This window comes from Lysinibacillus sp. 10T31 (genome assembly GCF_056394365.1).
This window is the reverse complement of sequence record NZ_JBFTHS010000035.1, coordinates 16,288-42,477: the sequence shown is the minus strand read 5'-3', so window position 1 is coordinate 42,477 and position 26,190 is coordinate 16,288. Positions and strand designations below refer to the sequence as shown.

Below are 26,190 nucleotides of genomic sequence, written 5' to 3'. Positions count from 1 at the left end.
ATATCGAAAGGTGGTTGTACTATTGGAAACCGATTATCAACCAGAATTTTATATTCATTTGCAGCCAAATGGGGCATTGTTAGTTGAAAAAAGAAGCATGTACTATTTTCGCCTTAGTGGAGAGGCCGTCGAAATAGCATTATTATTAGCAAAAAATCAATCACTACAAATAACTGCCTCTATACTAAGTATAGTAAAGAAGCGAAAGATTACCGAAGAAGAATTGATTGTGATGTTAGAAGCACATCCAATAACGAATACTTGGAAATATGATGTTCCACCTTTAATGGTAACAGGGTCGATAGAGGCATATATTCCGATAAGCTGTATTTTACAGTTAACTAATGGCTGTAATTTATTTTGTTCTTTTTGCTATTCATCATCTGGAACACGTCATAAAATGGAACTGAATGCTAGTGATTGGACTACAATCATGCATAAATTAGCTACTCGTGGTATTACAGATATTACTTTAACGGGAGGAGAAGCTAAATTACTTAAAAATTTTAAACATGTTATCACGACTGCTAGCTCTCTTTTTAGAAATGTCAATTTATTTACTAACGGTTTAAATTGGAGAAAAAGTGATTATGATCTTGTAGCGAGCTTAGGAAATGTATATGTACAGGTGAGCATTGATGGAACTCCAGATATACACGATCGTTTACGTGGAAAAGAGGGGGCTTTTATGGAATCAATGAATACTATAAAAAAACTTTCTAGCTTGAATGTTCCTACACTCATTGCCATGACCGTTAATCCTAAAAACTATATGTCTATTGAGCAGGTTATAGAGGAGAGTGTGGCAGCAGGTGCAGCGGCATTTAGAGCAGGCATCACCTTACCTGTTGGTAGAGCAGAAGGCATCTCCTTTGGATTAACTGATGAAGCTTATACATATGTACAGAATGTACTGAAAAAGGCACATCAAAAATATGGAGCTAGAATTTATATTCCTATGTGGGATGGTGATGGCAGTGGAGGATGCACAGAATTTAGTACACCTGGATACCTTCAATGGTATATAAGAGCAGATGGCTTGGTTACACCGTGTCAAGTAGAAAGCGTCTCTTTAGGTCATATACAAGAAAATACATTAGAGGAAATAGGAAATCCGGCTAATATATTATCCTTATGTGACAAAGCTACAACATGCCGTTGTATCTCAAAAGTAGTTTTTTCAGAAGAAATAGACCAACCGTATACTTACGTTTAATAAAAGGAGATCGTTAATATGATTGAAGGACTTATTCTTATTGCTGGTATAGTATCTCTTGGTTTATTTTGGAGATTTAGACCGCCCAGCTATGAATCTTCTTTATTGCCTAAAGACGAAGCTATAGCTATTGCTACAAAGTATATTGACCATATAATTGGTGTTGATGTTACAGGCTGGAAAACATTTTCGAATTACTGGTATGACTATGAAGTAGTGAATCGAATGCATCAGTTGGATTTATTAGAGAAATGGCGATATCTTTTATTTGATTGGGGGATAATAGAAGCCTGGAGAATACGTTTTATTTACGAAAATAATTCAATTGTCGTTAATATTAATGCAAACAGGGAAATAACTTTTTTAAATACAAATATTCGAGATCATTCACTCTATAGAGAACTGTCACATATGTTATCGACGCCAATGGAAATAATAAACATATTAAATAGCGCAGAAAAGGGTGAAATTTGGTCTTCAGTTGAAGCGACAGGAGAAGGGGAGAGAACAGAGGATTTCTCGAAAATTAGAAATTATTGGTATGTAATTGAACATAATAAAGTACGCATGAAATTTAATGTGATTGTGGAAGATAACCGTATTACTCAAATCTATAATGATATAGATATAAATACAGATAATATCCAATCCATTGTAAGAAAAGAATATCAGGAAAGTGCACTAAATTTAACGAGCTTTATTGCTTCGTTGGCGGCAACCATTATTGCCATTATTGCTCTTATTTATACTACTCAAGTGACTGGATTATTCAATAGCCTACTACTAGTTGGAATCATGAGTCTAGCTATTGTATTAACAGCAGTAGATGATATCAAATTAAGTGTGGTCAACGCGTTCGATTCGAGATTAACATTAAAATCTATTTATATTGTTAGTATGTTATCTGCATTAATGGGGATCATCGCATATGGCTTTCTCACCTTTATTGTGTCATTTGCAGGCTTCAATTTACTGAGAATAAATGGCTATCAGTTTTTCGATAATCCATTACATCAATTATTTGCTGGGATAGGCATTGGTTTATTTGTTTATCGATTTCGACAGCTGTATTTTATGTATTCCAGCAAAAGGGGCTTTTACGTGTTTCACCTGAGCTGTCTTCACGCTCAACATATCTTTCTGGCTTTAAATATCGACAAGCTGTAAGTATAAGTACCCAAAGTTCGCTACTTGAAGAGCTTATTTATCGTTTACTGGGTATTTCTCTATTTGTTTGGCTATTTCATAATGAATTTTTAGCTGTAGCTATAACATCTGTACTATGGGCCTTTTTACATCAAGGTCGTGGCTTTTCACCACCCGTTTTTCGTTGGCTGCAATTAGTAGTAATAGGCGTTGGTTTCGGTTATGTATTTATTCACTATGGATTTTTAGCAGCCTTTATAGCACATTTTATTCATAATTTTATGTTAATTTCTCTTCCTCTTTTCGATTACAAGCTCAGTAAACGAAAGCAGCGTGTATATTCTTCTACTAACTCTCCAATTAGGCAGGGGACAGGAGATTAAGTGGTAATATAGGAGTGATTAGATGTTGAATATCAAACAATTAACGAAGATGTATCAACAGGATAATGGCATTTTTGATATTAATGTGCAAATTCCCTCTGGAGAAATAATGGGGGTACTCGGGGCTAATGGCGCAGGTAAAACGACATTGCTTCGGTGTATTGCAGGCTTGCTGCAGCCACAGTCAGGTGTTATTACTATTGATGATGAGCTTCCAGGTTCAGAAAAGGCAAAATTTCTGACAGCCTATGTACCTGATCAGGCTCATCTTTTTCCGACTCTTACAGTTGCCGAGCACCTGCAATTCAAGGCAAAAGCATTCGGAATACCGCGCAAGCTCTTAGAAGAAACCGTTTATAAGGCTCTAGAGGCTGTACAAATGACGGAATTATCTCATCGAACTAGTGGGAATTTATCAAAAGGACAAAAACAAAGAGTCGTGCTGGCTTCAGCGTATATTCAAAAGGCAGAGCTTTATATATTTGATGAGCCTACAAATGGACTGGATATTCCTTCAAGACAATGGCTGGGAAATTGGCTTCTATCTGAAAAAAATAAAGATAAAACAATTGTCGTTTCCTCTCATAGTCTTGATTTTATTCAAGAAATTGCAGATAATTGTTTGCTTTTGGAAAAGGGGCATGTTAAAGGAATGAAGCAAGTTCCAAAGGAAAAAGCGGAAATGGATGCATGGAGTAACCAAATTATAAAAGAGCTGGGGGGAACGGTAGGAATCTATGACTGAGATTATAGAACTGAAATTAAAACAATATGTTCGGGAAATTCAAAATTATTTCCTGAGAACAAGTAGTTTTTTTCTGGCCAGTATTATTTTTTTTATAGGTCTATGTTCAATCCACCTGTATTTATTAACAACTAATAGTGAGAATAATAATTTCATTCATGGATGGCTTATAATAGGATTTTTTTTAGCTAGTGCATTTTTTGGACTTATCTCCAATAGATTACCCTCTAAATTACATGATTTTACTTGGATATATTCAGTGCCAAAACCAATGTTTTTACTGTTTATAGCTCTATTCATAGCTCAAATTTTACCGCGTTTAACGATTTGGCTAGCTTCTGCATTGCTAGTAGATTGCATATTGCTATTTGCGAGCACTTCTATAGAGCCTGGTGCTTTTTCGTATGCCGTTATAAGCTTCTCCATCATTCTCATTTATGAGCTACTTGCATTTACTTGCTCAACAGTGAGGGGGAGCTTTTTATCATTACTTGTTTTTTATGTACTATTAGGTTTATTAATAAGCGGTTATACAGTACTTTCATTCTTTATCTATAATGGAAGTATTAATCTCTCTTCTTTTAGTATTATAGCTGAGCTAGGTGATCTATTAAATGGAACACTCACTACAAATTCTCTTATCATTCTCTCGTGTATAATAATCATTTGTCTTTTTATCATTTTCTTTTTTACTCGAACAACAAAATTTAAAGAAAAATTATTATTTGAAGCAGACTTTTGGTCACAACATGAGGATTTTAATTCCTTCGTCGCCTCTTTTAGGGGTCACTCAAATTATTCGAGCTGGTGGGGAGGAAAGTTTTTAGATGGAAAGCTATCATTTATATGGTTTGAATTATTGCTATTACGAAAAAATTATAAGAGTTTAATTGTTCAGCTTGTCATAACAAGTATAATGAGTTATTTGATTTTAAACTATTCTATTCACTTTTACTATATTCTATTTGGTTTTTTTATAATGTCTACAATACTTAGTGGCTATATGACCAGTGTAGTGCGGCATTATCATGCAAATACAATTAAGACTACGCCAGGAAGTATGTTAAGTAAAGTTATCACGATAGAGTTAACCTCTATGCTGCCTACTCTATGTACGGTAATAGTATTAAGCCTTGTGCCATTGATACAGACAATATCTATGTGGACAAATATTTTAATGATTAATTTGTTATTTGTTCTCGTTCTTATTTTGCGGATATTTGTCTTTTTTAACATGATAGTAGTTGATGATGTGACTGGACCGTCATATTTTAAAAAAATCATCAGTTTAACCATTTTATGCAGTATGATATTGCTCTTGATTTATAACATACAAAGTCACTTCATAGCAATTGTAATTTTTCTTATGATTGCTTTATTTATGGGAGGTATAGCTATTGTAAATAAGCGTTATAATCAAAAATTTAAAGGGGCGAGGAAAGATGAAGGAATTAATTTTGGATAAATTAGTCGACTATCAACCTCTTTTGGACAAAGATTTAGATTTAATCTATTTTTGGTCCATTAGCTGTGAGTATTGCCATATATTATTGCAAAAGTTAAATGCTATTCGAAACTATTGCTCTATCACGACCGTACATGTTCCATTATGTGAAGAGGATCTTGTGAAGGAAAGAATTGAGGCATCTGTAGATAGTAAGGATATTACATTGTCAGTATGTTATGATAATGAGCATCAGCTTTTGGCAATGACTAAATCGGGATTTGTTCCGACTCTTTTAGTGCTTGGAAAAGATGAATTAACTACAATCATTCATTTACAGGGAATTGAAGATAAAATACTGCAATATGCGCTTTAAAATAAGAAAACGCAAGAATGTAAATGAACCACATTCTTGCGTTTCGTTTTATTTGAAAAACGTTAATCTGTTAACTCTCGTCCAATTAATTTTGCCAGTGCTTCTTGTGCAGCTGACTTTTCAATGATGTTAGTAGTGGTAGATTCATGGTCAACAAGTATAGATAATGCTGATTCATCGACCTCTTTAGGATCAATCATTGTTAACGCCCAGCTTGCCCAAAGAAGAGCATTTCGATTCGTGTTGTTTGAAATGAATTCTCTTAAATAAACAATGCTAGCTCGCCCTATTCGTATTAAACTTAAGGCAACGGCCATTCTAGTTTGTTCATTGGAATCTTCCAATTTTGGAATAATGTCAAGAATAGCAGTAGAAGCTTTATTTCCCATTTCCCCCAACACGATAATAGCCATTGTCACTAAATCTTCATCTTTACTTGTCTGAATTGTTTCCTTTAAAATCGGTAGCGCATCCTCTGCCCTACGTCCAATTGACTGTATGGCTTGTAATGCAACTTCCTTATTAGGGCTTTTCAATTGTTGAAGTTCTATATCCATTCTAGTGTAGCCTCCCTTAAATTAAATAAATAAGCAAAAAAATAAGGAATTCGGTCATAACTGCTTTAACAATTTTAGTAATATAAATTCCATGGAAAGATTGTCTTCAATAAATAAAGCACACCTGATTTTAACGACTATATTTTTTACGTAGATTCAATTCTGTACATAATATTATCATAAATGGATGTAATTATCTATTGGAGAGTGGGAATTCAGCTAGACATGGTGTAGAATAGCTGACAATAGCAGAATGCTAGATACATATAACAGCATCTAGCATTGCATAAATTTTGAGCTATGCCCGATGCAACCTCCGTAACGGTAAACGCCATTTCCTCATATATGAAAATATTCTTAGTACTGTGATCACACCAAATAAGACATATAAAAAGATATCCCCTGAAAATAGTTGAAGTCCGATGATAAGCCCGGCTAGTGCTGCCCAAACACCATAGATTTCATCCCGGAGGACTAATGGTTGTCGTCTAGCTAATAAATCGCGAATAATTCCACCACCTGACCCTGTTAAGACAGCAGCTACAATAACGGCACTAATAGGCATGTCGAGCTTCACAGCATAAAGTGCACCTTGAATCGCAAATGCTGATAATCCAATAGCATCAGTGAAATTGCCCCAACGATGCCAATGTTGGATGAGTCGATGTGGAAATAAGAAAAAAATTGTGATGGCTGCAATGGCAATTTGGAACATCATGTCTTGCCCCCACAGTGTTGTTACAGGTAAACCTATGAGTAGATTTCGTATAGCTCCACCACCAAAAGCAGTTACGATACCGAGTATATATACACCGAATAAATCGTATTCTTCCTCCATTGCAATTATTGCCCCGGAAATAGCGAAGGCGATTGTTCCGATGATACTAAAAAACTCCCAAGCCAACCCTTTCACCCCTTATGTGAATAAATCATTTCATGTTGTTGTAGATTACAATCTAGAAAACATTAAAGTTACCTTTTTGTATCTAGTAGTTTTTGCGAAAAAAGTATCGACTTACGATTTGGAATTATCAAATATCTTATTATAGCAGAATTAAATAGATTAAGTTCGCCATTAAGTTTAGCGCCTAATGAAAATCAGAAATAAATGCAAATTTTGCAGGCAAGCTCACAAATTGTTAAGATAAGATTTGAACAAATGTGAAATGGAGAAGAACATAATGACTTTTACAACCAATTTATCAGAAGAAACACTAGCGTTAGCTGCTAAAATAGAAGAAAAGGTACGCCCTTTTCATGCAAAGGTAGAAGACATGGCATTCTTCAATCAACAAAAAGTGCTTGCTGCGTTCCGAAAGCATCAAGTAAGTGATTATCATCTGCATCCATCTAATGGTTATGGCTATGATGATGAGGGGCGTGATAATCTAGAACGAGTTTATGCAGAGGTCTTTGGAGCGGAGGCTGCCATTGTACGTCCGCAAATTATTTCTGGTACACATGCAATCACACTTAGCTTATTCGGAGTGCTTCGTCCTGGTGATGAATTACTTTATATTTCAGGTCAGCCGTATGATACATTGCAATCAATAGTCGATGGTGGCGATAAGGATACTGGCTCGTTAAAAGATTATAAAATCGGTTATAGTCATGTGGATTTAATCGATAATCAAGAGATCGATTGGGATGGTGTTGCAGCTGCAATTACACCGAACACAAAAATGATTGCTATCCAACGTTCGAAGGGCTATGCAACACGCCCATCCTTTACTATTTCACAAATTACTGAAATGTGTGCGAAAATCCGTGAGTTAGCACCAAATGCAGTTATTTTCGTTGACAATTGCTACGGTGAATTTGTTGAGGCACAGGAACCGACAGAGGTTGGTGCTGATTTAATGGCAGGCTCGCTCATTAAAAATCCAGGTGGAGGCTTAGCGAAAATTGGTGGTTATATTGCGGGTCGTGCAGATTTAGTAGAGAAATGTGCTTATCGTATGACATCACCAGGTATTGGTGCTGAAGCAGGGGCAACATTAAATACGCTTGGTGATTTCTATCAAGGATTTTTCCTTGCGCCACATGTTGTATCTCAAGCATTAAAAGGTGCCATTTTCACAGCTGCTATTCTAGGAGAATTTGGCATGAATACATCACCTAGCTATGATGCTAATCGTACGGATTTAATTCAATCGGTTTCTTTCCAAACCGCGGAACAAATGATTGCTTTTTGCCGTGAAATTCAAGCGAACTCACCAATCAATGCGCATTATGCACCAGAGCCGGCGTATATGCCTGGCTATGAGGATGATGTCATCATGGCAGCTGGAACATTCATTCAAGGTTCCAGTATTGAGCTTACAGCAGACGGTCCTATTCGTCCGCCATTTACAGCATTTATTCAAGGTGGGTTAACATACGAGCACGTAAAATTTGCAATTTGTAGTGCTGTTCAAAAAATCCAAAAATAGATAGCGAAAAAACTATTCAAAATTTCCATTTTGAATAGTTTTTTATTTATGGATGAAAAGTTGAAGATTTTATTTGTTAAAACATAGATATGTATATAAGTTGATTGGATATCGCCCCCCCAGGAAAGAGCCAAGTCAGAACTGAAATCAATCCCTGCGATAGGATAAAAATTTTGTTTTTCTACAATTTTTCGTCAGTTCAAAAAAATTATTTAAATCCATGTTAGGAAACCTTACATGAGTGGTTGACAGTGTAAATTTTTCGTTATATTATTAGCAGGTATTGGAGGGGACTTAAATGAGTCGTGAAATTAGACGAACTATGCCGTTATTATCTATGAATATCGTAATGCAATTGACCGAGCTTTCGGCACGTCAGATTCGTTATTATGAAGAACACCATTTAATAGAGCCGCACCGAACAGAAGGCAACCGTCGAATGTTTTCATTAAATGACGTCGATACACTGCTGGAAATTAAAGACTACTTGGAACAGGGCATGAACATGGCAAAAATTAAAAAGCTGTTCGTTAAAAAGACTGAACCTGTTTCAACAGGTGAACCTAATTTAAGTGACTCAGAATTACGTCGCATCATGCGTGAGGAAATGCTTCAAGCGCAGCGCATGCAAAAATCATCCATCCGTCGTGGGGATTTATCTCGATTCTATTAATAAAAAGCAACATCATTAATTACTATATTAATAGGGTAGAGTAATGATAAAAAAGCTAGACATTTTATAGGAGTGTGGAAAACTGTGGGTAAATACACAAAAGAGGACATTAAACGTCTAATCGAGGAAAAAAACGTAAGCTTTATACGTCTACAATTTACGGATATTCTTGGCACAATCAAAAATGTTGAGATTCCTGTAAGCCAATTAGACAAAGCTCTAGAAAACAAAATGATGTTTGATGGCTCATCTATTGAGGGCTTCGTACGTATTGAAGAATCAGATATGTATTTATATCCTGACTTGGATACTTTCGTAGTGTTCCCTTGGACTTCTGAAAAAGGGAAAGTAGCACGTTTCATCTGTGATGTATTCACTGCTAAAGGCGAGCCATTTGCTGGTGACCCACGAAACAACTTAAAACGTATCCTTAAAAAAATGGAAGACATGGGCTTCTCAAGCTTCAATTTAGGGCCTGAGCCAGAATTCTTCTTATTTAAATTAGATGCAAAAGGTGAACCAACACTAGAAGTAAATGACCACGGTGGTTACTTCGACTTAGCACCAACTGATCTTGGCGAAAACTGCCGTCGTGATATCGTATTAGAGCTAGAAGAAATGGGCTTCGAAATTGAAGCATCTCACCATGAGGTAGCTCCAGGACAACACGAAATTGACTTTAAATATGCAGATGCAATTACAGCTTGTGACAATATCCAAACGTTTAAATTAGTTGTTAAAACAATTGCTCGTAAACACGGTTTACATGCTACATTTATGCCAAAACCATTATTCGGTGAAGCTGGCTCTGGTATGCACTTCAACGTTTCATTATTTAAAGGTAAAGAGAATTCATTCTATGATGAATCTACTGAACTAGGTCTTTCTGAAACAGCAATGCAATTCATGGCAGGTGTCCTTGCTCACGTTCAAGGCTTCACAGCTGTGACAAACCCAACAGTTAACTCTTATAAACGTCTTGTACCAGGTTATGAAGCGCCATGTTATGTAGCATGGTCAGCTCAAAACCGTTCACCACTTATTCGTATCCCATCAGCACGTGGTCTTTCAACTCGTGTAGAAGTACGTTCAGTGGACCCATCTGCTAATCCATATTTAGCAATGGCTGTTATTTTAGAAGCTGGTCTTGAAGGTATTCGCAGCAGCTTAACACCACCAGCTGCTATTAACCGTAACATTTACGTGATGTCTGATGAAGAGCGTAAAGCGAATGGTATCGCAAACTTACCACCAGCACTTGACGATGCTTTAGCATTACTTGCTCAAGACAAAGTAGCGCAAGCAGCTTTAGGTGAGCATATCTATGCAAACTTTAAAGAGGCAAAAGAAATCGAGTTTGACATGTATCGTACAACAGTACACCAATGGGAACGCGATCAATATTTAAAAATGTACTAAAAATATTAACCGAGTGCCTAGTATAGGTGCTCGGTTTTTTATGAAATTAAGAGATCAATAGAAAAGATAGAAATAGGTATTTTCATAGGAGTATGCTATTAAAAAAATGAAGCGATGAGGTATTACTAACCTCATCGCTTCATTTTTAATAGCCCATATGATGATGGCCCATGTGATGGCCCATATGATCGCAGCACATATGATCCATATGATGGCCCATATGATGGCCCATATGATGACCCATATGATGATGGCCCATGTGATGGTGATGGTGTCCCATATGATGATGTGGCATATGGCATGGCTCAGGTGGCATCTCGCAAAGTGTATGAGTTTCGCAACATTCTTCCACTACACATTCAGTGCAAGGGAAATGATATTGATGATCAATTATATGTTTGTTAACTGTTGTAATATGTGCTGGTTGTACATGAGGTACGACCGTATGGATGTAATTAGTGCGAACGAATTCCTCTGGCGGACAAAAATGCGGTGGATCAAATTGAGTTGGGCACATTTGTGGCGGACAACAATGTGGACCTTCATGGTGATGATGCATACGTCTATGCATGGTAAAACCTCCTGTTTTGATAAGTTGTGGTTCATAATTAACATATGAGATGAAAGACAGTATGGTCTATTTGTATGCCTATTAAGGGCTGGTTAAATCTCTTAGGCAATCAAAATAGGTATGATTAATGGAGAGTTTCACCAAACTTTAACTTCTCTCAGCAGATGTTTGGACACCCGCTGAGAGAAGTTAAAGCGTCCAGACGCAATTATGCCGAGGCCAAATTGATCTTTGTTGAATGGTAATGATACAAAGAAGATGTGCGGATAATTAGAAGAGAATTATAATAATAACAAATTTTTATGGATTGAATAAAAATGCATTTTGTTGTAGAATTAACCGATGTATTGTTGGTTTATGATATTTTATAGCTATGACTTTGAATAGAAATTTTGCATTGCGGATGTTAATTATAAAAAAGTAGTGTTTGGGCATTCCTTTATTACTTTTTAGAGGGATGTTTTTTTTATTTTATCCGTATTCTATCTTTATCTCGCATTAGTGGACAGTAATTTATCTGTATCAACGGCGAAGCGTCAGGTACAAGAATCCCACCTCGAAATTCAGCGAAAGTAAAGAATATAGGTGGGAGATTAACGGCTCGTAAATGCTTATAGGTAAAGACTAATGATCAGTGAGGAATAAAGAAATTCCCGCTGATTAAAGTACAGATATACATTTCTTGGCGGTTTAACTTATTTCAGCGGGTGTCCAAACATCCGTACCTGTCGCTACGCTTTCGGTACAAAAGACATCCGCTGAAATAAGTTAAAGCCTCTGGCGGATGTCACGGAATCGGAAAGGAGTTCTTTGTGCAAGCACAAAGCCGATTCCGGACGCAATTATGCCGAGGCATAATTGATCAGTCCATAACTAACAAGCTTGATGTATAAAACTTCGAAAAAACCTAGAGAAATGAGGCTTTAAATGATGAAAAAATATCCTACTTCTACATACTTTTTCTTCATAATTCCGTCTCTTATTGGTGTCCTATTATTTATGACACCAGTCTTAACGGAAGATGGATGGAAAGTTCCAATTGCTATTTTAGCAAATTTACTAGCAGGTTTTGTTGCTCCGGTTATTAGTTATTTTACTATAATTATGTTTGCGATTTCGGCAATTGGATCACTCATTGCCAAATTAATTCCTCGAAATAATACAAAAGAGCCTAGTATTTTAGATACATTATTTTATGTAAATTGGTTTTGGACAATTATAAGAGTCATCGGTTTAGTATTTGCCTCAATGGTTGTCTTTGATTTTGGACCATCGGTGATTAATAATGAAAATACTGGTGGATTATTAATGAACCCAGACGGTGGTTTAGTAACATTTTTATTCACAATTTTCTTATTTGCAGGCCTACTATTACCGTTTTTAACAAACTTTGGTTTGCTTGAATTTTTCGGAACGATGATGGTGAAAATCATGCGTCCTCTCTTTAAAAGTCCGGGTCGTTCATCGGTTGATGCACTTACTTCGTGGGTTGGGGATGGAACAATTGGTGTTCTTATGACGAGTAAGCAATATGAAATGGGGAACTATACGAAAAAAGAGTCGGCCATTATTGCAACGAGCTTCTCTGTAGTATCTATCACATTCTGTATCGTAGTATTAGATACAGTGCATTTGTCACGCTATTTTATTCCATATTACTTAACGGTTGTCCTTTGTGGTCTTGTGTTAGCGATAGTAATGCCACGAATTTTCCCACTTGCTAATAAAGAAGATACTTATATAGATGGTACTCCAGCGGATTTATCACGTGAAGAATTACCGGAGGGTTATAATTCTGTGTCACATGGCTTAGAAAATGCTTTAGCCGTTGCGAATGCCAATCGTGACCCACGCCAATTTTTGAAAGATGGAACTAGAAATGTTTTGGATTTATGGGTTGGTGTAGCACCGGTTGTAATGGCATTTGGTACGGTTGCATTAATGCTTGCTGAATTCACGAATATTTTTGCATTTTTAGGAAAGCCGTTTGAACCTATTTTAACAGTGCTTGGTTTACCAGAAGCAGCTGAGGCAGCACAAACGATGGTTGTTGGCTTTGCTGACATGTTCCTACCATCAATTTTAGGAGCAGGAATTGAAGCTGACACTACACGATTTGTAATTGCTGTCGTTTCTGTGACACAGCTTATTTATATGTCTGAAGTCGGTGGACTTATTTTAGGTACAAAGATTCCACTTAAATTTTTAGATCTAGTTGTTATTTTCTTAATACGTACGATTATTTCATTACCAATAGCAGCAGTAGTTGCACACATACTCTTTTAGACTAAAAAGGCAATTGTTCGAATTTACTAACGCGAACAATTGCTTTTTTCTTTTTCTAAATTGCGTGATAAAAAGAATAAAGAGAACAGAATACAACTTGACACATAATTTCAGTGAGTTGGGAAAAACTACACTTAAAGTGATACTGAGGTGATAAAATGGACAGAATTTTTTCTCTCTGCTTAAGTTCCTGCTATTTATTATTTTCTCAACCAAGTGATGCCTATATAAATGATTCGCTCAGTCCTTATGAAGAAATTTATCCTGAGATAGGCTATAAAACGGTTGAAGCAGCTGCCTCCGATTTTGAACAGCACTTTCATCAAGGGCTAAAGCTACCACTTCGAGTACCTTCTATTAGTTTTACACATCATTTTGGTCGATTTAATGATCTTGATGGTGATATGAATGATTTTTTTGAAGTGACATTTATTAATCATCAACTTCCTGAGCATCATTATAAAATAACGGTTCGACCTGTTCAGTTTAAGTACCCATCTGAAAAGGAAAATATAGTAAAGACATTCGAATTGAAAAACGGAACGACTTCAAATTATATGGAAATATCAGGTTTCAATGTACTTGTTTTTGAAAGAGAAGATTGGCAATATATGCTGTGGATTGACAAGAGGGTTTCAAATAAGGTGACACCTGAAGTTTTAGTCGACATTGCCAATTCCATTGACTATACAACGCAAGAGGATGAGAGTGGTTAATTCGGTAAAAATGCCAAGCCCTTTAATGTGGGCTTGGCATCATTTTCTTTTGAAGCGCCTCTAAAATTATGCGGGATTAACAGAAGCATTTCGAATCGCCATTGTTATGATAGAGTAGAGGAATGCACAAAAAATAAATAAACTACTTAATAGCGTAAAGGCAGATATATTTGATAGTAGGTCAAACAAAGAAGAATACCACTTGAAGATGATTGTAACAATTGGGATTAAGACTAGTAACCCTATAAAACTGTAACCACCAACAGTTCCTAAGCGATAAAAGACAACGTTCAGCAAAAGGCCGGCTGTTAGGAAGAAGAGCAGTAAAACAGTATCAAATGCCATCGTTTGTAAAAATGATGGGGAATTATTTAAAAGTAAAATAGGATGAATAATGTATATGTTAGAAACGAAAGTAATTATTTTTTGTGTACAACCAATTATGAAGGCACCTACTAAGCTCCAACAGATGAAAAAGAGCCCCACGTTGAACATGAATTGCAAGCGACATAAACCAAGCCTTAAAAAATAGGACAAGGTTTTATTTAGTAACTTTGCTGCCATGGTACTGGAGAAGATATACACAGGTATAGAAATCATGATGGAAAAAGAATAAATATGCAGTTCAAAAAAAGTATCTATGAAAAGCGAAAATAGGACGATTGAAAATAAAATGCACCAAAAAGTTATAATTTGTTTTTTATAGCTTTGAAATAATACATACAAACTACCCTTTACTGTATTCATTTAATAGTCCCCGCTTTCTGCTGTTTACTTAAATACACCAACATATCCTGTAATGAAACACGTTCAAGTATAATATTCTGTCCTTCAATGGATTGACCATCAGTGAAGACAATTGCAGTTAGCTCCTGCATAAATGTATGGTTATAAATACTCTTTAGACCATTAATTACCTGCTCAACATTTGAAGGACTACCTTTTACTGCAACAATATGCTCATGCCATTCATCCGCTGTTTTCTGAAGAAGTAATTGTCCTTCGTGTAAAATAAGTATTTCTTCAAATAGCTCACTTGCTTCATCAATTAAATGTGTAGACAAAATAAAAAGTCTTGGATTTTCGGTTTGTTGTTCAATCAATAGATCATAAAAAGTATTTCGACCAGCTACATCAAGTCCGATATAAGGCTCGTCGAAGATCGTAATACCTGCATTACTCGCAAAACCTGTAATAATACCTAACGCAGACACCATCCCTTTTGATAAACTGCGAACCTTATCTTTTGGATTTAGAGCGAAAACTTCTAGTAGCTCCATTGCGAGATTCTCATCCCATTTTGGATAAAAGAAGCTATTCGCCTTTAACGTTTGTGCAATAGTCATTTCCTCTTGAAAGTTTCCACTCTCAGCAACAAAACAAATATCACGTTGAGTTAAAGGTACATTGAAAACATTTTCTCCATTGACAGTGATGTTCCCGTTAGTTGTAGCAATGAGTCCGGATAATAAATTTAAGAATGTTGTTTTACCAGCGCCATTATGACCCAAAAATCCAATGATTTTAGGTCCTTCCATTGTAAAAGAGATGTTTTTTAAAGCTTCCTTATGTTTATATGATTTACTAACATTTCTCACTTCAATTTTCATAAGTTAACTCCTTTGTAACATATTTTGTAATTCTTTATCTGAAATACCTAATCTTATTGCTTCTTTCTTCAATGGCTCTATATGTTGTTGAAAAAAAAATTCTTTACGCTCCGCAATTAATATTTCTCGGGCGTCAGTACTAACAAACATGCCGACGCCTCGTTTTTTATAAATTACGCCTTTGTCCACTAATTCGTTCACGCCCTTTCCGGCTGTTGCGGGATTAATTTGATATTCCTTTGCAAACTCATTGGTAGATGGAATGCGATCTTCTGGTTGTAAGTGTCCGTCTAAAATCCCATCCTCTATTCGTTCGCGTATTTGCTGGAAAATGGGCTTTTCGCTATTTAAAGAATGAATTACAATCCACCTCCTTGTGTTAATTGGTTAATTACTTATGTAACTAACCAATTAACGATAGGATATTTTTGTCAATGATAAATTATGAAAAATTTAGTTGACGGAATGCATTCATTAAGTTAATATTACTAGCGAATAAGAAAGAGGTTCATAGCGCATACCCTCTATAAAAAACTATGGATGACGTCATTTACGCCATGTCCCAAAAATGCGGATATGGCGATTTTTTTTTTATTAGGATTCACGCATAATGAACTTCTCACAATTTGAGGAGGCATTTTTATGGCAGGAAGAAATGAAGAACAAGGATTACAGGATTTAACACTCCTTGGCAACCAAAATACAAAGTACTTATTTGAATATTCACCGGAGATACTCGAAGCAGTCGATAATTTGCATACGAAAAACGATTTTTTTGTAAAATTTAATTGCCCGGAGTTCACGAGCCTATGTCCAATGACTGGACAGCCTGACTTTGCGACAATGTATATATCTTTTATTCCAGATAAAAAGCTAGTAGAGAGTAAATCATTAAAGCTCTATTTATTTAGCTTCCGTAATCATGGGGACTTCCATGAGGATTGTGTTAACATCATCATGAATGATTTAATTAAGCTGATCGAGCCACGCTATATTGAAGTATGGGGTAAGTTTACACCGCGTGGTGGCTTGTCCATTGATCCTTGGTGTAACTATGGTCGCCCGGGTACAAAATATGAAAAAATGGCAGAGCATCGTTTAATGAACCACGATTTGTATCCTGAAAAGGTGGATAATCGCTGATGCTTTACTATTTAAATGGATTGTTTGTTGGCTTTTTAATTTTAGCAAATGTTTTAGCTGTTAAAGTGTTTAGTATAGGCGAATGGATGATACTTCCGGCAGCAGCGATTTTAATTATTTTCACGTATCCTCTTATTGATGTAATTTGTGAGGTATATGGCAAGGAAGCAGGCGGTCGCACGGTAAGAACAGGTCTAATGGCACAAGTGTTTGCGGCATGCTTTATCGCTATTGCCATTGCACTACCACCTGCAGAAGCCTTTGTTCACCAGCAGGAGTTTGAAACAATTCTTGGTGGCAGTATGCGTGTCATTATTGCAAGTCTTGTAGCCTATACGGTTAGTGTTAATTTGGATGTAGTGATATTTAATAAGTTTAAAGAAAAGCATGGAAGCAGTAAGCTTTGGCTTCGAAACAATGCGTCTACGATGCTAAGCCAACTCATCGATACGGCATTGTTTATTACGATAGCCTTTTATGGAATCATGCCAATGAAAGTGTTACTGACATTATTTATAACACAGTATATATTTAAATTTTTGGCGTCCATTGTAGCAACACCACTTGTTTATGGGCTAGTTTTCGTTGCGCGTAAATTTGATAAACGTAAAGGCTTTGAACCATCTCATTACTGAGATGATTCAAAGTGATGAAAAACAAAAATGGGGATATTAGAAATGTTGTGGCGCTTACGCTTCGTAACTATCTTCATTAGCAATAAACAATGCCACTGACACTCTGCTTTCGCATGGATAAACATTGTTGCTGGGGCCTTGTCCCCCTAGGGAAGCGCCCAGTCGGAACGGAAATCAACCTCTCGTTTTGTCGTAGAGCTATACTTAATTTCATTAACATAATAGATTTTCAACAATTCGAAGCCATCTCATTGCTGAGATGGCTTTTTAATGTACACTTTGCGAAAACTAGCGTTGCAAATTTGTACTTAATAATATTTGTGGTATAAGAATCTCTCCTATTCCACGTTTATAGCTCCATTTTTGCATATGTACCACGTTACGGCGGAGCATATACTGTGGATAAGAAGGGGGGAGGTGAGTATTTGTGAGAATTAACTGGATGATCCGTTTTCAGCATACCCCATTTTTATTTGCGCTATTTTCGTTGATTTTGTTACTCGCACAGCAAGTAGCAACTGTTTTTGGCTATGACTTAACGAGTGCAATGAGTGAGCAGGCAACGCACATCTTAAATATCGTATTATCCATTTTCGTTTTAATAGGAGTTGTAGTAGATCCTACTACACGGGGAACCAGTGATAGTGAACGTGCTTTAATGTATCGAAGACCTAGATAAACAAAGAAGTAAAAATAAATAAAAAGTGTAATTTTACATTTTAGATAAATGTGGTATAATGTTAAAAAATTGATAAAGTAGGGAGGATGATTGAATGTCGCTTGAAATGGAGCGGAGGATTGCCAATCTAGAACAGGAAATGATGGATTTACGGCAGGAATTAGAAGGCTTAAAGCGTCAGCAATCTGTTGCCAAAGCAAGTGCATTAGACGCCAGAAAATCCATTATTGAACAATCTGCGCCAAAACCAACACAAAATCTAAAGCCAAATTCAAACTTGGAACCAAAGCCAAAAACAATGCCAGCTCCAGAAAAAAAGATGGAGCCACAGCGAACGTTGGAAGAGCGTATTATGTGGGCGCTTCCAAAAGTATTTATGGTAATTTTAGTGATGGGGGTACTTTGGGGTCTTAAGCTTGTGAGTGATTACGGCTATTTATCGAACGATGTTAAAATTATCCTCGCTTACACATTATCGATTGCCTTAGCAGCAATAGCTTATGTGTTGGAACGTAAACAAATAGGATCATCGGCCATAACAATTTCTTTATATGGCGGGGCTTTTATTGTTGGAATATTAACAACAGCCGCAAGTGCGATATTGTATGAAATCATAGGTTTAACGATGGCACTTGTTATTGCCGTTGTTTATATCGGCTACGGTATTGTTATTAGCTATTTAAAGAAAAACGAAGTACTAACGATATTTGTAGCGTTTACCTCATTATTACTACCTTATTTACTAGAATATATGAATTTTAGTCCTGTTATTATCTTAATCTATGTGGTTGTTCTATTTATGATGCTGCAATTTGTCATTCATCAACACAAGCAGAAATTGGCACTCTATATAGCAACCTTTTTCTCTGTGCTAGCTGTCAGCATTATAGCGTTTATGAACCATGACAATCGAGTTGTTTTTGCAATAGGTTTCCTTGTTGTACTAACTACATTTTACACGAGTTGGTGCCGTTTATATAATGCAGAGTCTAAATTGAAATATCTTCATGTCGGACTCCAATTTAGCCTAGGAGCCTATAGTTTATTGCTCATGAACTTTATTATTAGACCGATTGAATATAGCGAAGCACTACTACTCATATTAGTCGGCTTGTTTACTGCTTTAGCGGGTTATGGCTATAAGCAAAAATGGCAGGAGGCATTTGATAGTGCCGTAACACTCGCATTTATTACACTATGTAATACGCTACTAGTTATGAATTTACCAGTGAAAGTAGATCAATTGCTCATCCCGTTCATCATCTTTGCGGGCGTTATGATGAGTTTACGATTACGAGTAAGTATGATGAAGGTTGTCGGCTCATTTGCATTTACAATTACACTCGCTTTAAGCTTTATTTTTCATGAGCCGACACCATTCTTCAGCATAGACCATGTTAGTTTGATAATGCCGGGGATATATCTCCTAATTATTTATGTATATGCGAGACGACCAAAAGAGACACTGACATCCTTTGAAAAGTTTATGAAGGAAATGTGTATGGTTGATATTGTAGCAGTTATTACGGCTGGTTATTTCTTAGCCTATATCGGAAAGCTGGATGGAACGTACTTTGCAGGTGCTGGTAATATTCCACATCTAATGTGTATTACCCTCGCTTTACTTTTCGCGGGATCACTTTTAGTGCCAATAAAATATAAAGGGCGCGCATTAACGCCAGTCCTTAGTGTATTTTTCATTCTCTTCACAATAATGCTTGAAATGATTCCGTACTATATGCAGGGTGTCGAGTGGTTAAATATAGTAACAAGAATCGTCTATATTGCTGTTATCGTAGCAATTATGATTGATTTACTGATGAAGGGGCGCATTTATCAAATCTATCAAGAGCAACTAGAGAAACTTCTGGACCAAATTGTAAGTGCAGGCGTTGTGCTTACGATGATATCCGTTTGGGGTCTCATATTCCAACTTTCCCATAACAGTTTGCTTGATTGGAAACTAAGCATTGCCTTCTCAACGATTACATTATTCCTAACAGCGAGTATTTCGCTATGGCTTAGTACCGTGCGTCACTTACGAACATTACGTATGACAGGTTTTGTTATCTTAGTCTTTGCGTTTATTAAGCTAATATTCTTTGATTTGTCAGCACTAGACTTACTAATACGAGCTGTCCTGTTTATCACGATTGGTGGGATAGGGTTGCTGTTGTCTGGTAGGTTGTTGAAGAAATGAAAAAAGAGTTATTTAGAGTATCATTACAATACGGTACTCTAAATAACTCTTTATTGTTTTGTTTAATAGCATTTGTAAACATTCAATCTCGATTGAGGTATTTGCATGGAACAATAGTTTTTAATAAGAATATTCATAGTTAGTAGTATAATCGACAGACCCAGGAGTAACAGTAGAGCTGCCAATCATACATGCTTTTTCGAATGCAGCACTATCTGTAATAACCTTAGGATTATTAGATTCTTTTGCATAAATGTTGCTAGTATTACCAGAGTTGTTGTTAATATTACCAATCGTTAATTTTCCGTTGACGCAAATTGTTGCATTTCTATTAAGGTCTGCACCTTTAATTGAAGCATTGTAATTAATATAAATTATTGAATTTTCAATCCCGTTTATATTTCCAATTGATGTATCCCCGTTAATGAACATCGTGGAATTAGTTAATTTAATATTTTGCATTGAAGCGCTTCCGCCAACTTCAATAGTAGATTCAAATAAGCCTCCACCGTTAAAATGACCAACAGTAAGTGAACCATTAACATGCAATTTTAATTGATTCATTGTATTTAAATTACCGCTCGTCATACTTCCGAGTATATAGATTGTTGAATTGTTAATATCACTATTCAAATTACCTGCTGAAAATGCCCCACCTACACGATATTTGGAATTATTAAATGTTAATTTATCATTTTGGCTATAGTCAATGCTATCTTTGATTTGACAAGACATGTTAGATAAATCATCCTTTTTTCTATTTGGACAGATTTTTAAATTTGCTCCAGGATCAGCAATAGTATTGTCTTTAAGAATAGAAGTACCTCCACCTCCACCGCCAGTCCCCTTGCCAATTATATTGGCAAAATCGACTTCCATCTTTCCCTTGATTTTTGCTTGCTTTAATTCATCATAGCCTGTACTTGTGAAAGCAATAATCAGTTTATCGCCATCCTTTAAAAAAAACTTTGATTCGTATGTAAAGTCAAATTCGCTTGAATCGTAAGTAGGGCTAATTTTGAAAGAATTTTTATTGTTTTGTTGTATTTTGATATCTGTTCCTAATTTTTTTATACACTCTTTTAATTTCTCTTGCATATATTTCCTAGCTAAATCTTTATAGTGGCTATCGTTTTCTATTTTATTGATTTTAATATCGTCTTCTCTTTCTTTTATTACATCTTTAATAATTTGAGATTGCGTGGTGATGATTTCATTGGTCATAGCTTGCTGGAAATAACTAGCGCCCATTTCAGCGATAGATTGGGCCTGAATTGTACCTTCAACAACATTATTTTGCTTTGTTGTATTAGATGAAATCCCTATAAATGATAAAAAAATTACAGAGAATATTATAGAAATAATTAATACAATGGCTAATATATAGCCGTGGTTATTATTTACGACACTCTTCTTCATTTATGCTCCTCCTTTAAACGACTTAATAAAGTATTGATTGTGACTTTATTGTTTGGATGATCCTTTTCCTTGATTATTAAATCGATTTCAACATTAGTCGTCTTGGGATTTACAGGTTTTGTGAAACTATTTGCTAATTCAATACACATTTGACTGTTTTCAAATACTTCAGTTTTAGCCCCATCTTTATCAGTATATTGAATTGAAAAGCTACAACTATTGGATTTGGATATGACAGTATATTCAGTGGAACGTTTATGAATGGAGTTTAAGCTAGATATAATCACATTTGCTTCTTGCTGCATTTGATTTTTGGAGACGGCTTTCTTTGAATAATTAGTGCCTTGAAAAAATATACTCCACACTAAAATAAAAACAAAAGTGAAGATAATAAATGTTGCTAACACTTCTACTAAAGTAAGACCGCGTTCGTTTTTAGTTGTCATTTTTTTCACCCTTAATAAAAGATGTAACCATAATTTTCTGTTACTAAAATATTATTATTTTTATAAATGAAGATACTAATTTGATTAGCTTTCGTGGGTAGTGAATTTAAATCGGGCTTTTTCGTTATTATGATTTTTGTATGATATTTTGATGTCATAGATTTAGTAGTAGCAGTAGAAATTGTAATTGAATCGCTATCAGACGTAAGCGTGTCACCTGATTTGATAAATGAAAATGTAGCATTTGGATTAGCCAATAAGGAATTAAAGTCACCTTTTAATGTTGATTGCTAATAAGCTAGCTCTTTTGATGCTGAGTTTACAGCCACTTGTTTATCTTCATTCTGATTGTTTTTTAAGCCCATTTGTGGAAGTAAATTAACTATAGAAATCAGTATGATTGCTAGTATTACGATAGAAGCAACAACCTCTACTAATGAAATACCACGTTCGTTTAATACTTTTTTGGGGGTCATTTCATCAACACCTTCTGTCAGTAAGAATTGTTTACCTATTTTGTTAAGTAAGCTTATAAAAATACATAGTATTAGGATAATCCAAACTTTTATTATCATCTGTTGAATTTAAAATATGTAAAGCGCTCGAACCTCCTTATGAGCTGCAGATAAGATTAAATACTACGGTCCTATTGTTCGTGAGGTCTAAATGTATAAGGGGAGTGTCTTCTGCTAAAATCTTTATTTCAAATTATATAGTTCATATATAACAACCTACATAAAATTCCTTCTCTTGTTTCACTTTCCATTAGATACCTATCTAAAAAGTACTTGTGAAAATAATATTTAATAGGTATTAATAACTTAATTATATAAGTTGAAAGACATACTGACAATATACAAAAAATGAATTATTTGACACACTATTTATTATTTGAAGTGTTTATAAAATGACAAACATTAGGGAAAAAGTTATATTCAAACACAATATTTTTGTAGTATGATAAAAACATGGATATAAAGTAATGTTTGGCATGAGTAAATAAGCACTTGTTTTTACATATATTTAGTAAAGGTTGTGAGTCTATGAAATTACCCTTGAAGGTAGGTTCTGTTTTAATTGTACTAGTTCTCATTCTGGTTATATGGATTCCCAACCTCATAATAGATAATGCATTAGCCAAAGGTGGTAGTTCTACAATTGGTGGTATATCTGTTAAGGGGTTAGAGGATGAGGATCTCGAAGCGGCAATATTGGAGGCAATTAATACTTGGAGGGAAACGCCGATTTCTGTGAAAGGTGCAGGTGTGAACGCAACGATTGATCCAGCATTACTTACTTTCGATGTAGCAAGTTCTGTGGCTGAATATCATAACTTAACGGACAAGTCTTGGTATGCCTTTTGGCAGAGTAAAAAAACAGTTCATCTTCCTCTACATGTGTCCGCAGACGATAGGATGAAGGCTCAGCTTGAAGGGACAGGTGTATGGGAAGTCGATCCAACATTAAGTGAGATCATTTCAAATGCTTCATACTTAAAAAATCATGAAATTAAAGCAAAGGTTGCTGATACTTCCGCAATGGAAGCAGAGCGTTTAGCTTTATCGATTGAAGATATTCCTGCGAGTGCCACCGATGTTTTAGAACTAGCGAATTCATTGAATGATAGCATTATCGCACCAAATGAGTCCTTTTCATTATTAACGGCTTTAGGAGAACAGCCTGGAAACATAAATGGTGAGTCTTTAAATTTTGTTGCTTCTAATATTTATCATGCTGCACTTCAAACAGAATATGAGATTTTAGAACGTCATGCTCAAAATACAGTGCCAGCTTACTTACAACAAGGTTTGGATGCGAAGGTGAATCGTGCGTTAGATAAGGATTTGCAATTTGTAAACCATTCAGATCAACCAAATAAGTTAAAACTCACAGTAGAAGGTGATTCTTTAAAAGTGGAATTACTAGCTCAAAAGAAAGATAAAGAAATCTCTGTTCGTGTTAGTAAAGATAAAATCATTCAACCTCGAATGATTATTCGTTATTCTAAAGATTTATCGATAGGCCGGGAAGAAGTTCTCCAAGTAGGTCAAGATGGTGTACGGGTCGAAGTTTATCGCACGATTCTAGAAAATGGTAACACTACGGAAGAACTTGTTAGCCGTGACTATTATCCACCGGTTAACAAAATTATTATGAGATCTTCAAGACAGCCTGTTGTTTCTGAAAATAGTAGTGGAACGGATAAGGTAAATTCCAATGATCCAGACTTACAAATCGATTTAAATGGAGATGGATTACCGGATACACAATCTGAAAAAGAAAAATCTAGCAATAATGCTGCGGAAATGAATACTTCAAAAGATCCGAGTGACCCTGAAATTGTATACGGCTACTATGATAAAGGTGGGAATTTTATACAAACAAGCCCGTAAAGAGAGGAGCAAATGCGAATGGTTGTAAAAACTGGAAGAAAGCGCTTAGGCGATTTACTTGTCGAATCTAGTGTAATTACAAATGAGCAATTAGAATTTGCTCTTACAAACAAAACAAAAGATGAGAAATTAGGCGATTTTCTCATAAAAGAAAACATTTTAACCGAGCAACAGTTAATAGAAGTACTAGAGTTTCAGTTAGGAATCCCACACATTCATTTGAATCAATATTCAATAAGCCCGGATTTACTTCAACTTGTTCCGGCTGAACTCGCTAAGCGAACAAATATTATTCCGATTCGTCGTGAAAAAAATAAATTGTTCATCGCGATGGCTGACCCGATGGATTACTTTGCAATTGAAGAAGTACGTATGGCGACGGGCTGCCAAATCGAAACAAGTATTGCAGCCAAGGATGATTTATATCGTACGCTAACGAAATACTATGATTTACAAGAGTCTATGGAAGCTGCATTACTCGATATAGGTGCGACGGTTGCTGAAACACAGGAGGAAATTGAACGAGAGGATTCTCCAATTGTTCGCCTAGTTAATCAGATTATTGCTAACGGAGTTGCCCAACGTGCGAGCGATATCCACTTTGACCCGCAGGAGACAGATTTAAGGGTTCGTTATCGAGTGGATGGCGTTTTGAGAACGGAGCGCTCGTTACCGAAACATATGCAAAATATAGTATTAGCACGTATTAAAATTATGGGGAATTTAAATATCACAGAAAATCGAATTCCTCAAGATGGACGTATTAAAACAAATGTTAATTTCAAGCCAGTAGATATTCGACTTGCGACACTGCCAACTGTTTATGGAGAAAAAGTGGTAATGCGTATTTTGGACTTAAGTAGTGTAGCCAATTCTATTGACAAGCTTGGCTTTACAGAGAAAAACGAAGTCCTTTTCCGAAACATGATTGCCAATCCTAATGGTATTTTGCTCATTACGGGACCTACAGGGTCAGGTAAATCATCTACATTGTATGCTGCCTTAAGTAACTTGAATGAAGAAGAGGTCAACATCATTACAGTTGAAGATCCGGTTGAGTATCAGCTTGATGGTATAAACCAAATTCAAGTGAAAGAAGAAGTAGGCTTAACATTTGCAACTGGATTACGTTCAATTTTGCGTCAGGACCCAGATATAGTGATGATAGGTGAGATAAGGGATTTCGAAACTGCGCAAATAGCGGTACGAGCTTCATTAACAGGGCATTTAGTTTTAAGTACCTTACATACAAATAGCGCAGTTGAGTCGATTTCTCGACTACAAGATATGGGGATAGAACCGTTTTTATTATCCTCTTCACTAGTAGGAATTATGGCACAACGTTTAGTACGAAGAATTTGTCGAGACTGTGGAGAAAACTATACTTTTACCAACCATGAATTAGAAATAATGCGTAGTAACGGCATTGAAGGTGTTACACATGGTAGACGCGGAAGAGGCTGCCCTTCGTGTAATCAAACAGGGTATCGTGGACGGATGGCTATTCATGAAATTTTACCAATCGACCGCAATATTAAAGAAATGATTTTAAGTCGAAGTAGCGATAGTGTGATCCGCGATTATATGAAACAAAAAGGCTATTACACATTACTGGTAGATGGGTTGTTAAAAGTAGTAGAAGGACAAACAACCACTTCAGAAGTATTGCGTGTAGCAAATGCAGATTAGGATGTGAATCGT

Annotated in this window: 26 protein-coding genes; 17 read left to right on the top strand and 9 right to left on the bottom strand. The window is 35.8% G+C overall.

Translation table 11 applies throughout. The annotated features are described in order from the left end of the window. The first annotated feature begins 22 nt into the window (after positions 1-22). Genes skfB through AC1DCY_RS18875 form a run of 6 tightly spaced genes read left to right on the top strand, consistent with a single transcriptional unit; the run spans position 23 to position 5,310 of the window. Positions 23-1,216: a sporulation killing factor system radical SAM maturase gene (gene skfB, locus AC1DCY_RS18900; RefSeq protein ID WP_477352665.1), complete on the top strand. Its 1,194-nt coding sequence runs from the start codon at positions 23-25 to the stop codon at positions 1,214-1,216. Between the two features lie 18 nt (positions 1,217-1,234). After that, the gene (locus AC1DCY_RS18895) at positions 1,235-2,383 is read left to right on the top strand and encodes a hypothetical protein (RefSeq protein WP_477352664.1); all 1,149 of its coding nucleotides are present in this window, start codon (positions 1,235-1,237) and stop codon (positions 2,381-2,383) included. Next, a complete protein-coding gene (locus AC1DCY_RS18890; RefSeq protein ID WP_477352684.1) occupies positions 2,272-2,745 on the top strand; it encodes a CPBP family intramembrane glutamic endopeptidase in 474 nt (157 codons plus the stop codon). Before AC1DCY_RS18895 ends, AC1DCY_RS18890 begins: the two co-directional genes overlap by 112 nt. Before the next feature lie 22 nt (positions 2,746-2,767). Then, positions 2,768-3,490, top strand: coding sequence for an ABC transporter ATP-binding protein (locus tag AC1DCY_RS18885; protein WP_477352662.1), 723 nt, complete (start codon positions 2,768-2,770; stop codon positions 3,488-3,490). Continuing rightward, positions 3,483-4,955 carry a sporulation killing factor system integral membrane protein gene (skfF, locus tag AC1DCY_RS18880; protein ID WP_477352661.1) on the top strand — a complete coding sequence of 491 codons (1,473 nt, stop codon included), beginning with the start codon at positions 3,483-3,485 and terminating at the stop codon, positions 4,953-4,955. The genes AC1DCY_RS18885 and skfF overlap by 8 nt, the downstream gene beginning before the upstream one ends. Continuing rightward, positions 4,933-5,310: a thioredoxin domain-containing protein gene (locus AC1DCY_RS18875; RefSeq protein WP_477352660.1), complete on the top strand. Its 378-nt coding sequence runs from the start codon at positions 4,933-4,935 to the stop codon at positions 5,308-5,310. The genes skfF and AC1DCY_RS18875 overlap by 23 nt, the downstream gene beginning before the upstream one ends. A 62-nt stretch (positions 5,311-5,372) precedes the next feature. On the opposite strand, the gene AC1DCY_RS18870 is transcribed toward AC1DCY_RS18875, so the two are convergent. Then, on the bottom strand, positions 5,373-5,867 hold the full coding sequence (locus tag AC1DCY_RS18870) for a HEAT repeat domain-containing protein (protein WP_477352659.1): 495 nt from the start codon (positions 5,865-5,867) through the stop codon (positions 5,373-5,375). 298 nt (positions 5,868-6,165) lie between these two features. Further along, positions 6,166-6,771: a trimeric intracellular cation channel family protein gene (locus AC1DCY_RS18865; RefSeq protein ID WP_477352658.1), complete on the bottom strand. Its 606-nt coding sequence runs from the start codon at positions 6,769-6,771 to the stop codon at positions 6,166-6,168. 277 nt (positions 6,772-7,048) lie between these two features. On the opposite strand from AC1DCY_RS18865, the gene AC1DCY_RS18860 reads away from it, so the two are divergent. The 3 genes from AC1DCY_RS18860 (at position 7,049) to glnA (ending at position 10,391) form a co-directional block, all read left to right on the top strand. Beyond that, positions 7,049-8,299, top strand: a complete 1,251-nt coding sequence (locus AC1DCY_RS18860; RefSeq protein WP_477352656.1) for a methionine gamma-lyase family protein — start codon at positions 7,049-7,051, stop codon at positions 8,297-8,299. Between the two features lie 298 nt (positions 8,300-8,597). Then, a complete protein-coding gene (locus AC1DCY_RS18855; protein ID WP_477352654.1) occupies positions 8,598-8,972 on the top strand; it encodes a MerR family transcriptional regulator in 375 nt (124 codons plus the stop codon). Positions 8,973-9,056: 84 nt separating this feature from the next. Then, on the top strand, positions 9,057-10,391 hold the full coding sequence (gene glnA, locus AC1DCY_RS18850; RefSeq protein ID WP_477352653.1) for a type I glutamate--ammonia ligase: 1,335 nt from the start codon (positions 9,057-9,059) through the stop codon (positions 10,389-10,391). Positions 10,392-10,536: 145 nt separating this feature from the next. On the opposite strand, the gene AC1DCY_RS18845 is transcribed toward glnA, so the two are convergent. Next, positions 10,537-10,962, bottom strand: coding sequence for a CotD family spore coat protein (locus AC1DCY_RS18845; RefSeq protein ID WP_477352651.1), 426 nt, complete (start codon positions 10,960-10,962; stop codon positions 10,537-10,539). 930 nt (positions 10,963-11,892) lie between these two features. On the opposite strand from AC1DCY_RS18845, the gene AC1DCY_RS18840 reads away from it, so the two are divergent. Together AC1DCY_RS18840 and AC1DCY_RS18835 are read left to right on the top strand one after the other, a co-directional pair. Continuing rightward, positions 11,893-13,248: a YjiH family protein gene (locus tag AC1DCY_RS18840; RefSeq protein WP_477352683.1), complete on the top strand. Its 1,356-nt coding sequence runs from the start codon at positions 11,893-11,895 to the stop codon at positions 13,246-13,248. Between the two features lie 158 nt (positions 13,249-13,406). Beyond that, a complete protein-coding gene (locus AC1DCY_RS18835; RefSeq protein ID WP_477352649.1) occupies positions 13,407-13,964 on the top strand; it encodes a hypothetical protein in 558 nt (185 codons plus the stop codon). 66 nt (positions 13,965-14,030) lie between these two features. Here the strand turns inward: AC1DCY_RS18835 and AC1DCY_RS18830 are convergent, their stop codons facing one another. The 3 genes from AC1DCY_RS18830 to AC1DCY_RS18820 are packed head-to-tail and all read right to left on the bottom strand — an operon-like array spanning position 14,031 to position 15,895. Beyond that, on the bottom strand, positions 14,031-14,711 hold the full coding sequence (locus AC1DCY_RS18830; protein WP_477352647.1) for a hypothetical protein: 681 nt from the start codon (positions 14,709-14,711) through the stop codon (positions 14,031-14,033). Then, positions 14,708-15,574, bottom strand: coding sequence for an ABC transporter ATP-binding protein (locus AC1DCY_RS18825; protein WP_477352645.1), 867 nt, complete (start codon positions 15,572-15,574; stop codon positions 14,708-14,710). Before AC1DCY_RS18825 ends, AC1DCY_RS18830 begins: the two co-directional genes overlap by 4 nt. 3 nt (positions 15,575-15,577) lie before the next feature. Continuing rightward, the gene (locus AC1DCY_RS18820) at positions 15,578-15,895 is read right to left on the bottom strand and encodes a GntR family transcriptional regulator (protein WP_477352681.1); all 318 of its coding nucleotides are present in this window, start codon (positions 15,893-15,895) and stop codon (positions 15,578-15,580) included. Positions 15,896-16,216: 321 nt separating this feature from the next. Here AC1DCY_RS18820 and queF point away from each other — a divergent pair, with 321 nt between their 5' ends. From queF to AC1DCY_RS18800, 4 genes are all read left to right on the top strand, one after another. Further along, a complete protein-coding gene (queF, locus tag AC1DCY_RS18815; RefSeq protein ID WP_370075100.1) occupies positions 16,217-16,717 on the top strand; it encodes a preQ(1) synthase in 501 nt (166 codons plus the stop codon). Continuing rightward, complete coding sequence (locus AC1DCY_RS18810; protein WP_477352643.1) at positions 16,717-17,352, top strand: queuosine precursor transporter; 636 nt, start codon at positions 16,717-16,719, stop codon at positions 17,350-17,352. Before queF ends, AC1DCY_RS18810 begins: the two co-directional genes overlap by 1 nt. A gap of 427 nt (positions 17,353-17,779) precedes the next feature. After that, positions 17,780-18,031 carry a phage holin gene (locus AC1DCY_RS18805; RefSeq protein WP_477352641.1) on the top strand — a complete coding sequence of 84 codons (252 nt, stop codon included), beginning with the start codon at positions 17,780-17,782 and terminating at the stop codon, positions 18,029-18,031. 94 nt (positions 18,032-18,125) lie between these two features. After that, on the top strand, positions 18,126-20,231 hold the full coding sequence (locus tag AC1DCY_RS18800; protein WP_477352639.1) for a DUF2339 domain-containing protein: 2,106 nt from the start codon (positions 18,126-18,128) through the stop codon (positions 20,229-20,231). Between the two features lie 120 nt (positions 20,232-20,351). Here the strand turns inward: AC1DCY_RS18800 and AC1DCY_RS18795 are convergent, their stop codons facing one another. The 3 genes from AC1DCY_RS18795 to AC1DCY_RS18785 all read right to left on the bottom strand — a co-directional run bounded on the left by AC1DCY_RS18795 (position 20,352) and on the right by AC1DCY_RS18785 (position 22,572). After that, on the bottom strand, positions 20,352-21,650 hold the full coding sequence (locus tag AC1DCY_RS18795; protein WP_477352638.1) for a hypothetical protein: 1,299 nt from the start codon (positions 21,648-21,650) through the stop codon (positions 20,352-20,354). Continuing rightward, positions 21,647-22,096 (bottom strand): type II secretion system protein, encoded by a 450-nt coding sequence (locus tag AC1DCY_RS18790; RefSeq protein ID WP_477352636.1) that lies wholly within the window; start codon positions 22,094-22,096, stop codon positions 21,647-21,649. Before AC1DCY_RS18790 ends, AC1DCY_RS18795 begins: the two co-directional genes overlap by 4 nt. 290 nt (positions 22,097-22,386) lie before the next feature. Continuing rightward, a complete protein-coding gene (locus tag AC1DCY_RS18785) occupies positions 22,387-22,572 on the bottom strand; it encodes a type IV pilus modification PilV family protein (protein ID WP_477352635.1) in 186 nt (61 codons plus the stop codon). Between the two features lie 567 nt (positions 22,573-23,139). On the opposite strand from AC1DCY_RS18785, the gene AC1DCY_RS18780 reads away from it, so the two are divergent. Together AC1DCY_RS18780 and AC1DCY_RS18775 are read left to right on the top strand one after the other, a co-directional pair. Continuing rightward, positions 23,140-24,489: a VanW family protein gene (locus AC1DCY_RS18780; RefSeq protein ID WP_477352633.1), complete on the top strand. Its 1,350-nt coding sequence runs from the start codon at positions 23,140-23,142 to the stop codon at positions 24,487-24,489. Between the two features lie 18 nt (positions 24,490-24,507). Next, complete coding sequence (locus AC1DCY_RS18775) at positions 24,508-26,178, top strand: GspE/PulE family protein (protein ID WP_477352631.1); 1,671 nt, start codon at positions 24,508-24,510, stop codon at positions 26,176-26,178. The last annotated feature ends 12 nt before the right edge of the window (positions 26,179-26,190 follow it).

What these genes read in the sequence shown, in the direction of transcription:
- AC1DCY_RS18830 (WP_477352647.1), bottom strand. Translation starts at nt 14,711, where the DNA reads ATGAATACAGTAAAGGGTAGTTTGTATGTATTATTTCAAAGCTATAAA.
- AC1DCY_RS18790 (WP_477352636.1), bottom strand. Translation starts at nt 22,096, where the DNA reads ATGACAACTAAAAACGAACGCGGTCTTACTTTAGTAGAAGTGTTAGCA.
- skfF (WP_477352661.1), top strand. Translation starts at nt 3,483, where the DNA reads ATGACTGAGATTATAGAACTGAAATTAAAACAATATGTTCGGGAAATT.
- AC1DCY_RS18885 (WP_477352662.1), top strand. Translation starts at nt 2,768, where the DNA reads ATGTTGAATATCAAACAATTAACGAAGATGTATCAACAGGATAATGGC.
- AC1DCY_RS18870 (WP_477352659.1), bottom strand. Translation starts at nt 5,867, where the DNA reads ATGGATATAGAACTTCAACAATTGAAAAGCCCTAATAAGGAAGTTGCA.
- AC1DCY_RS18785 (WP_477352635.1), bottom strand. Translation starts at nt 22,572, where the DNA reads ATGACCCCCAAAAAAGTATTAAACGAACGTGGTATTTCATTAGTAGAG.
- AC1DCY_RS18835 (WP_477352649.1), top strand. Translation starts at nt 13,407, where the DNA reads ATGGACAGAATTTTTTCTCTCTGCTTAAGTTCCTGCTATTTATTATTT.
- queF (WP_370075100.1), top strand. Translation starts at nt 16,217, where the DNA reads ATGGCAGGAAGAAATGAAGAACAAGGATTACAGGATTTAACACTCCTT.
- AC1DCY_RS18780 (WP_477352633.1), top strand. Translation starts at nt 23,140, where the DNA reads ATGAAATTACCCTTGAAGGTAGGTTCTGTTTTAATTGTACTAGTTCTC.
- AC1DCY_RS18775 (WP_477352631.1), top strand. Translation starts at nt 24,508, where the DNA reads ATGGTTGTAAAAACTGGAAGAAAGCGCTTAGGCGATTTACTTGTCGAA.
- AC1DCY_RS18875 (WP_477352660.1), top strand. Translation starts at nt 4,933, where the DNA reads ATGAAGGAATTAATTTTGGATAAATTAGTCGACTATCAACCTCTTTTG.
- AC1DCY_RS18840 (WP_477352683.1), top strand. Translation starts at nt 11,893, where the DNA reads ATGAAAAAATATCCTACTTCTACATACTTTTTCTTCATAATTCCGTCT.
- AC1DCY_RS18895 (WP_477352664.1), top strand. Translation starts at nt 1,235, where the DNA reads ATGATTGAAGGACTTATTCTTATTGCTGGTATAGTATCTCTTGGTTTA.
- AC1DCY_RS18795 (WP_477352638.1), bottom strand. Translation starts at nt 21,650, where the DNA reads ATGAAGAAGAGTGTCGTAAATAATAACCACGGCTATATATTAGCCATT.
- AC1DCY_RS18810 (WP_477352643.1), top strand. Translation starts at nt 16,717, where the DNA reads ATGCTTTACTATTTAAATGGATTGTTTGTTGGCTTTTTAATTTTAGCA.
- AC1DCY_RS18845 (WP_477352651.1), bottom strand. Translation starts at nt 10,962, where the DNA reads ATGCATAGACGTATGCATCATCACCATGAAGGTCCACATTGTTGTCCG.
- AC1DCY_RS18855 (WP_477352654.1), top strand. Translation starts at nt 8,598, where the DNA reads ATGAGTCGTGAAATTAGACGAACTATGCCGTTATTATCTATGAATATC.
- AC1DCY_RS18860 (WP_477352656.1), top strand. Translation starts at nt 7,049, where the DNA reads ATGACTTTTACAACCAATTTATCAGAAGAAACACTAGCGTTAGCTGCT.
- AC1DCY_RS18800 (WP_477352639.1), top strand. Translation starts at nt 18,126, where the DNA reads ATGTCGCTTGAAATGGAGCGGAGGATTGCCAATCTAGAACAGGAAATG.
- AC1DCY_RS18825 (WP_477352645.1), bottom strand. Translation starts at nt 15,574, where the DNA reads ATGAAAATTGAAGTGAGAAATGTTAGTAAATCATATAAACATAAGGAA.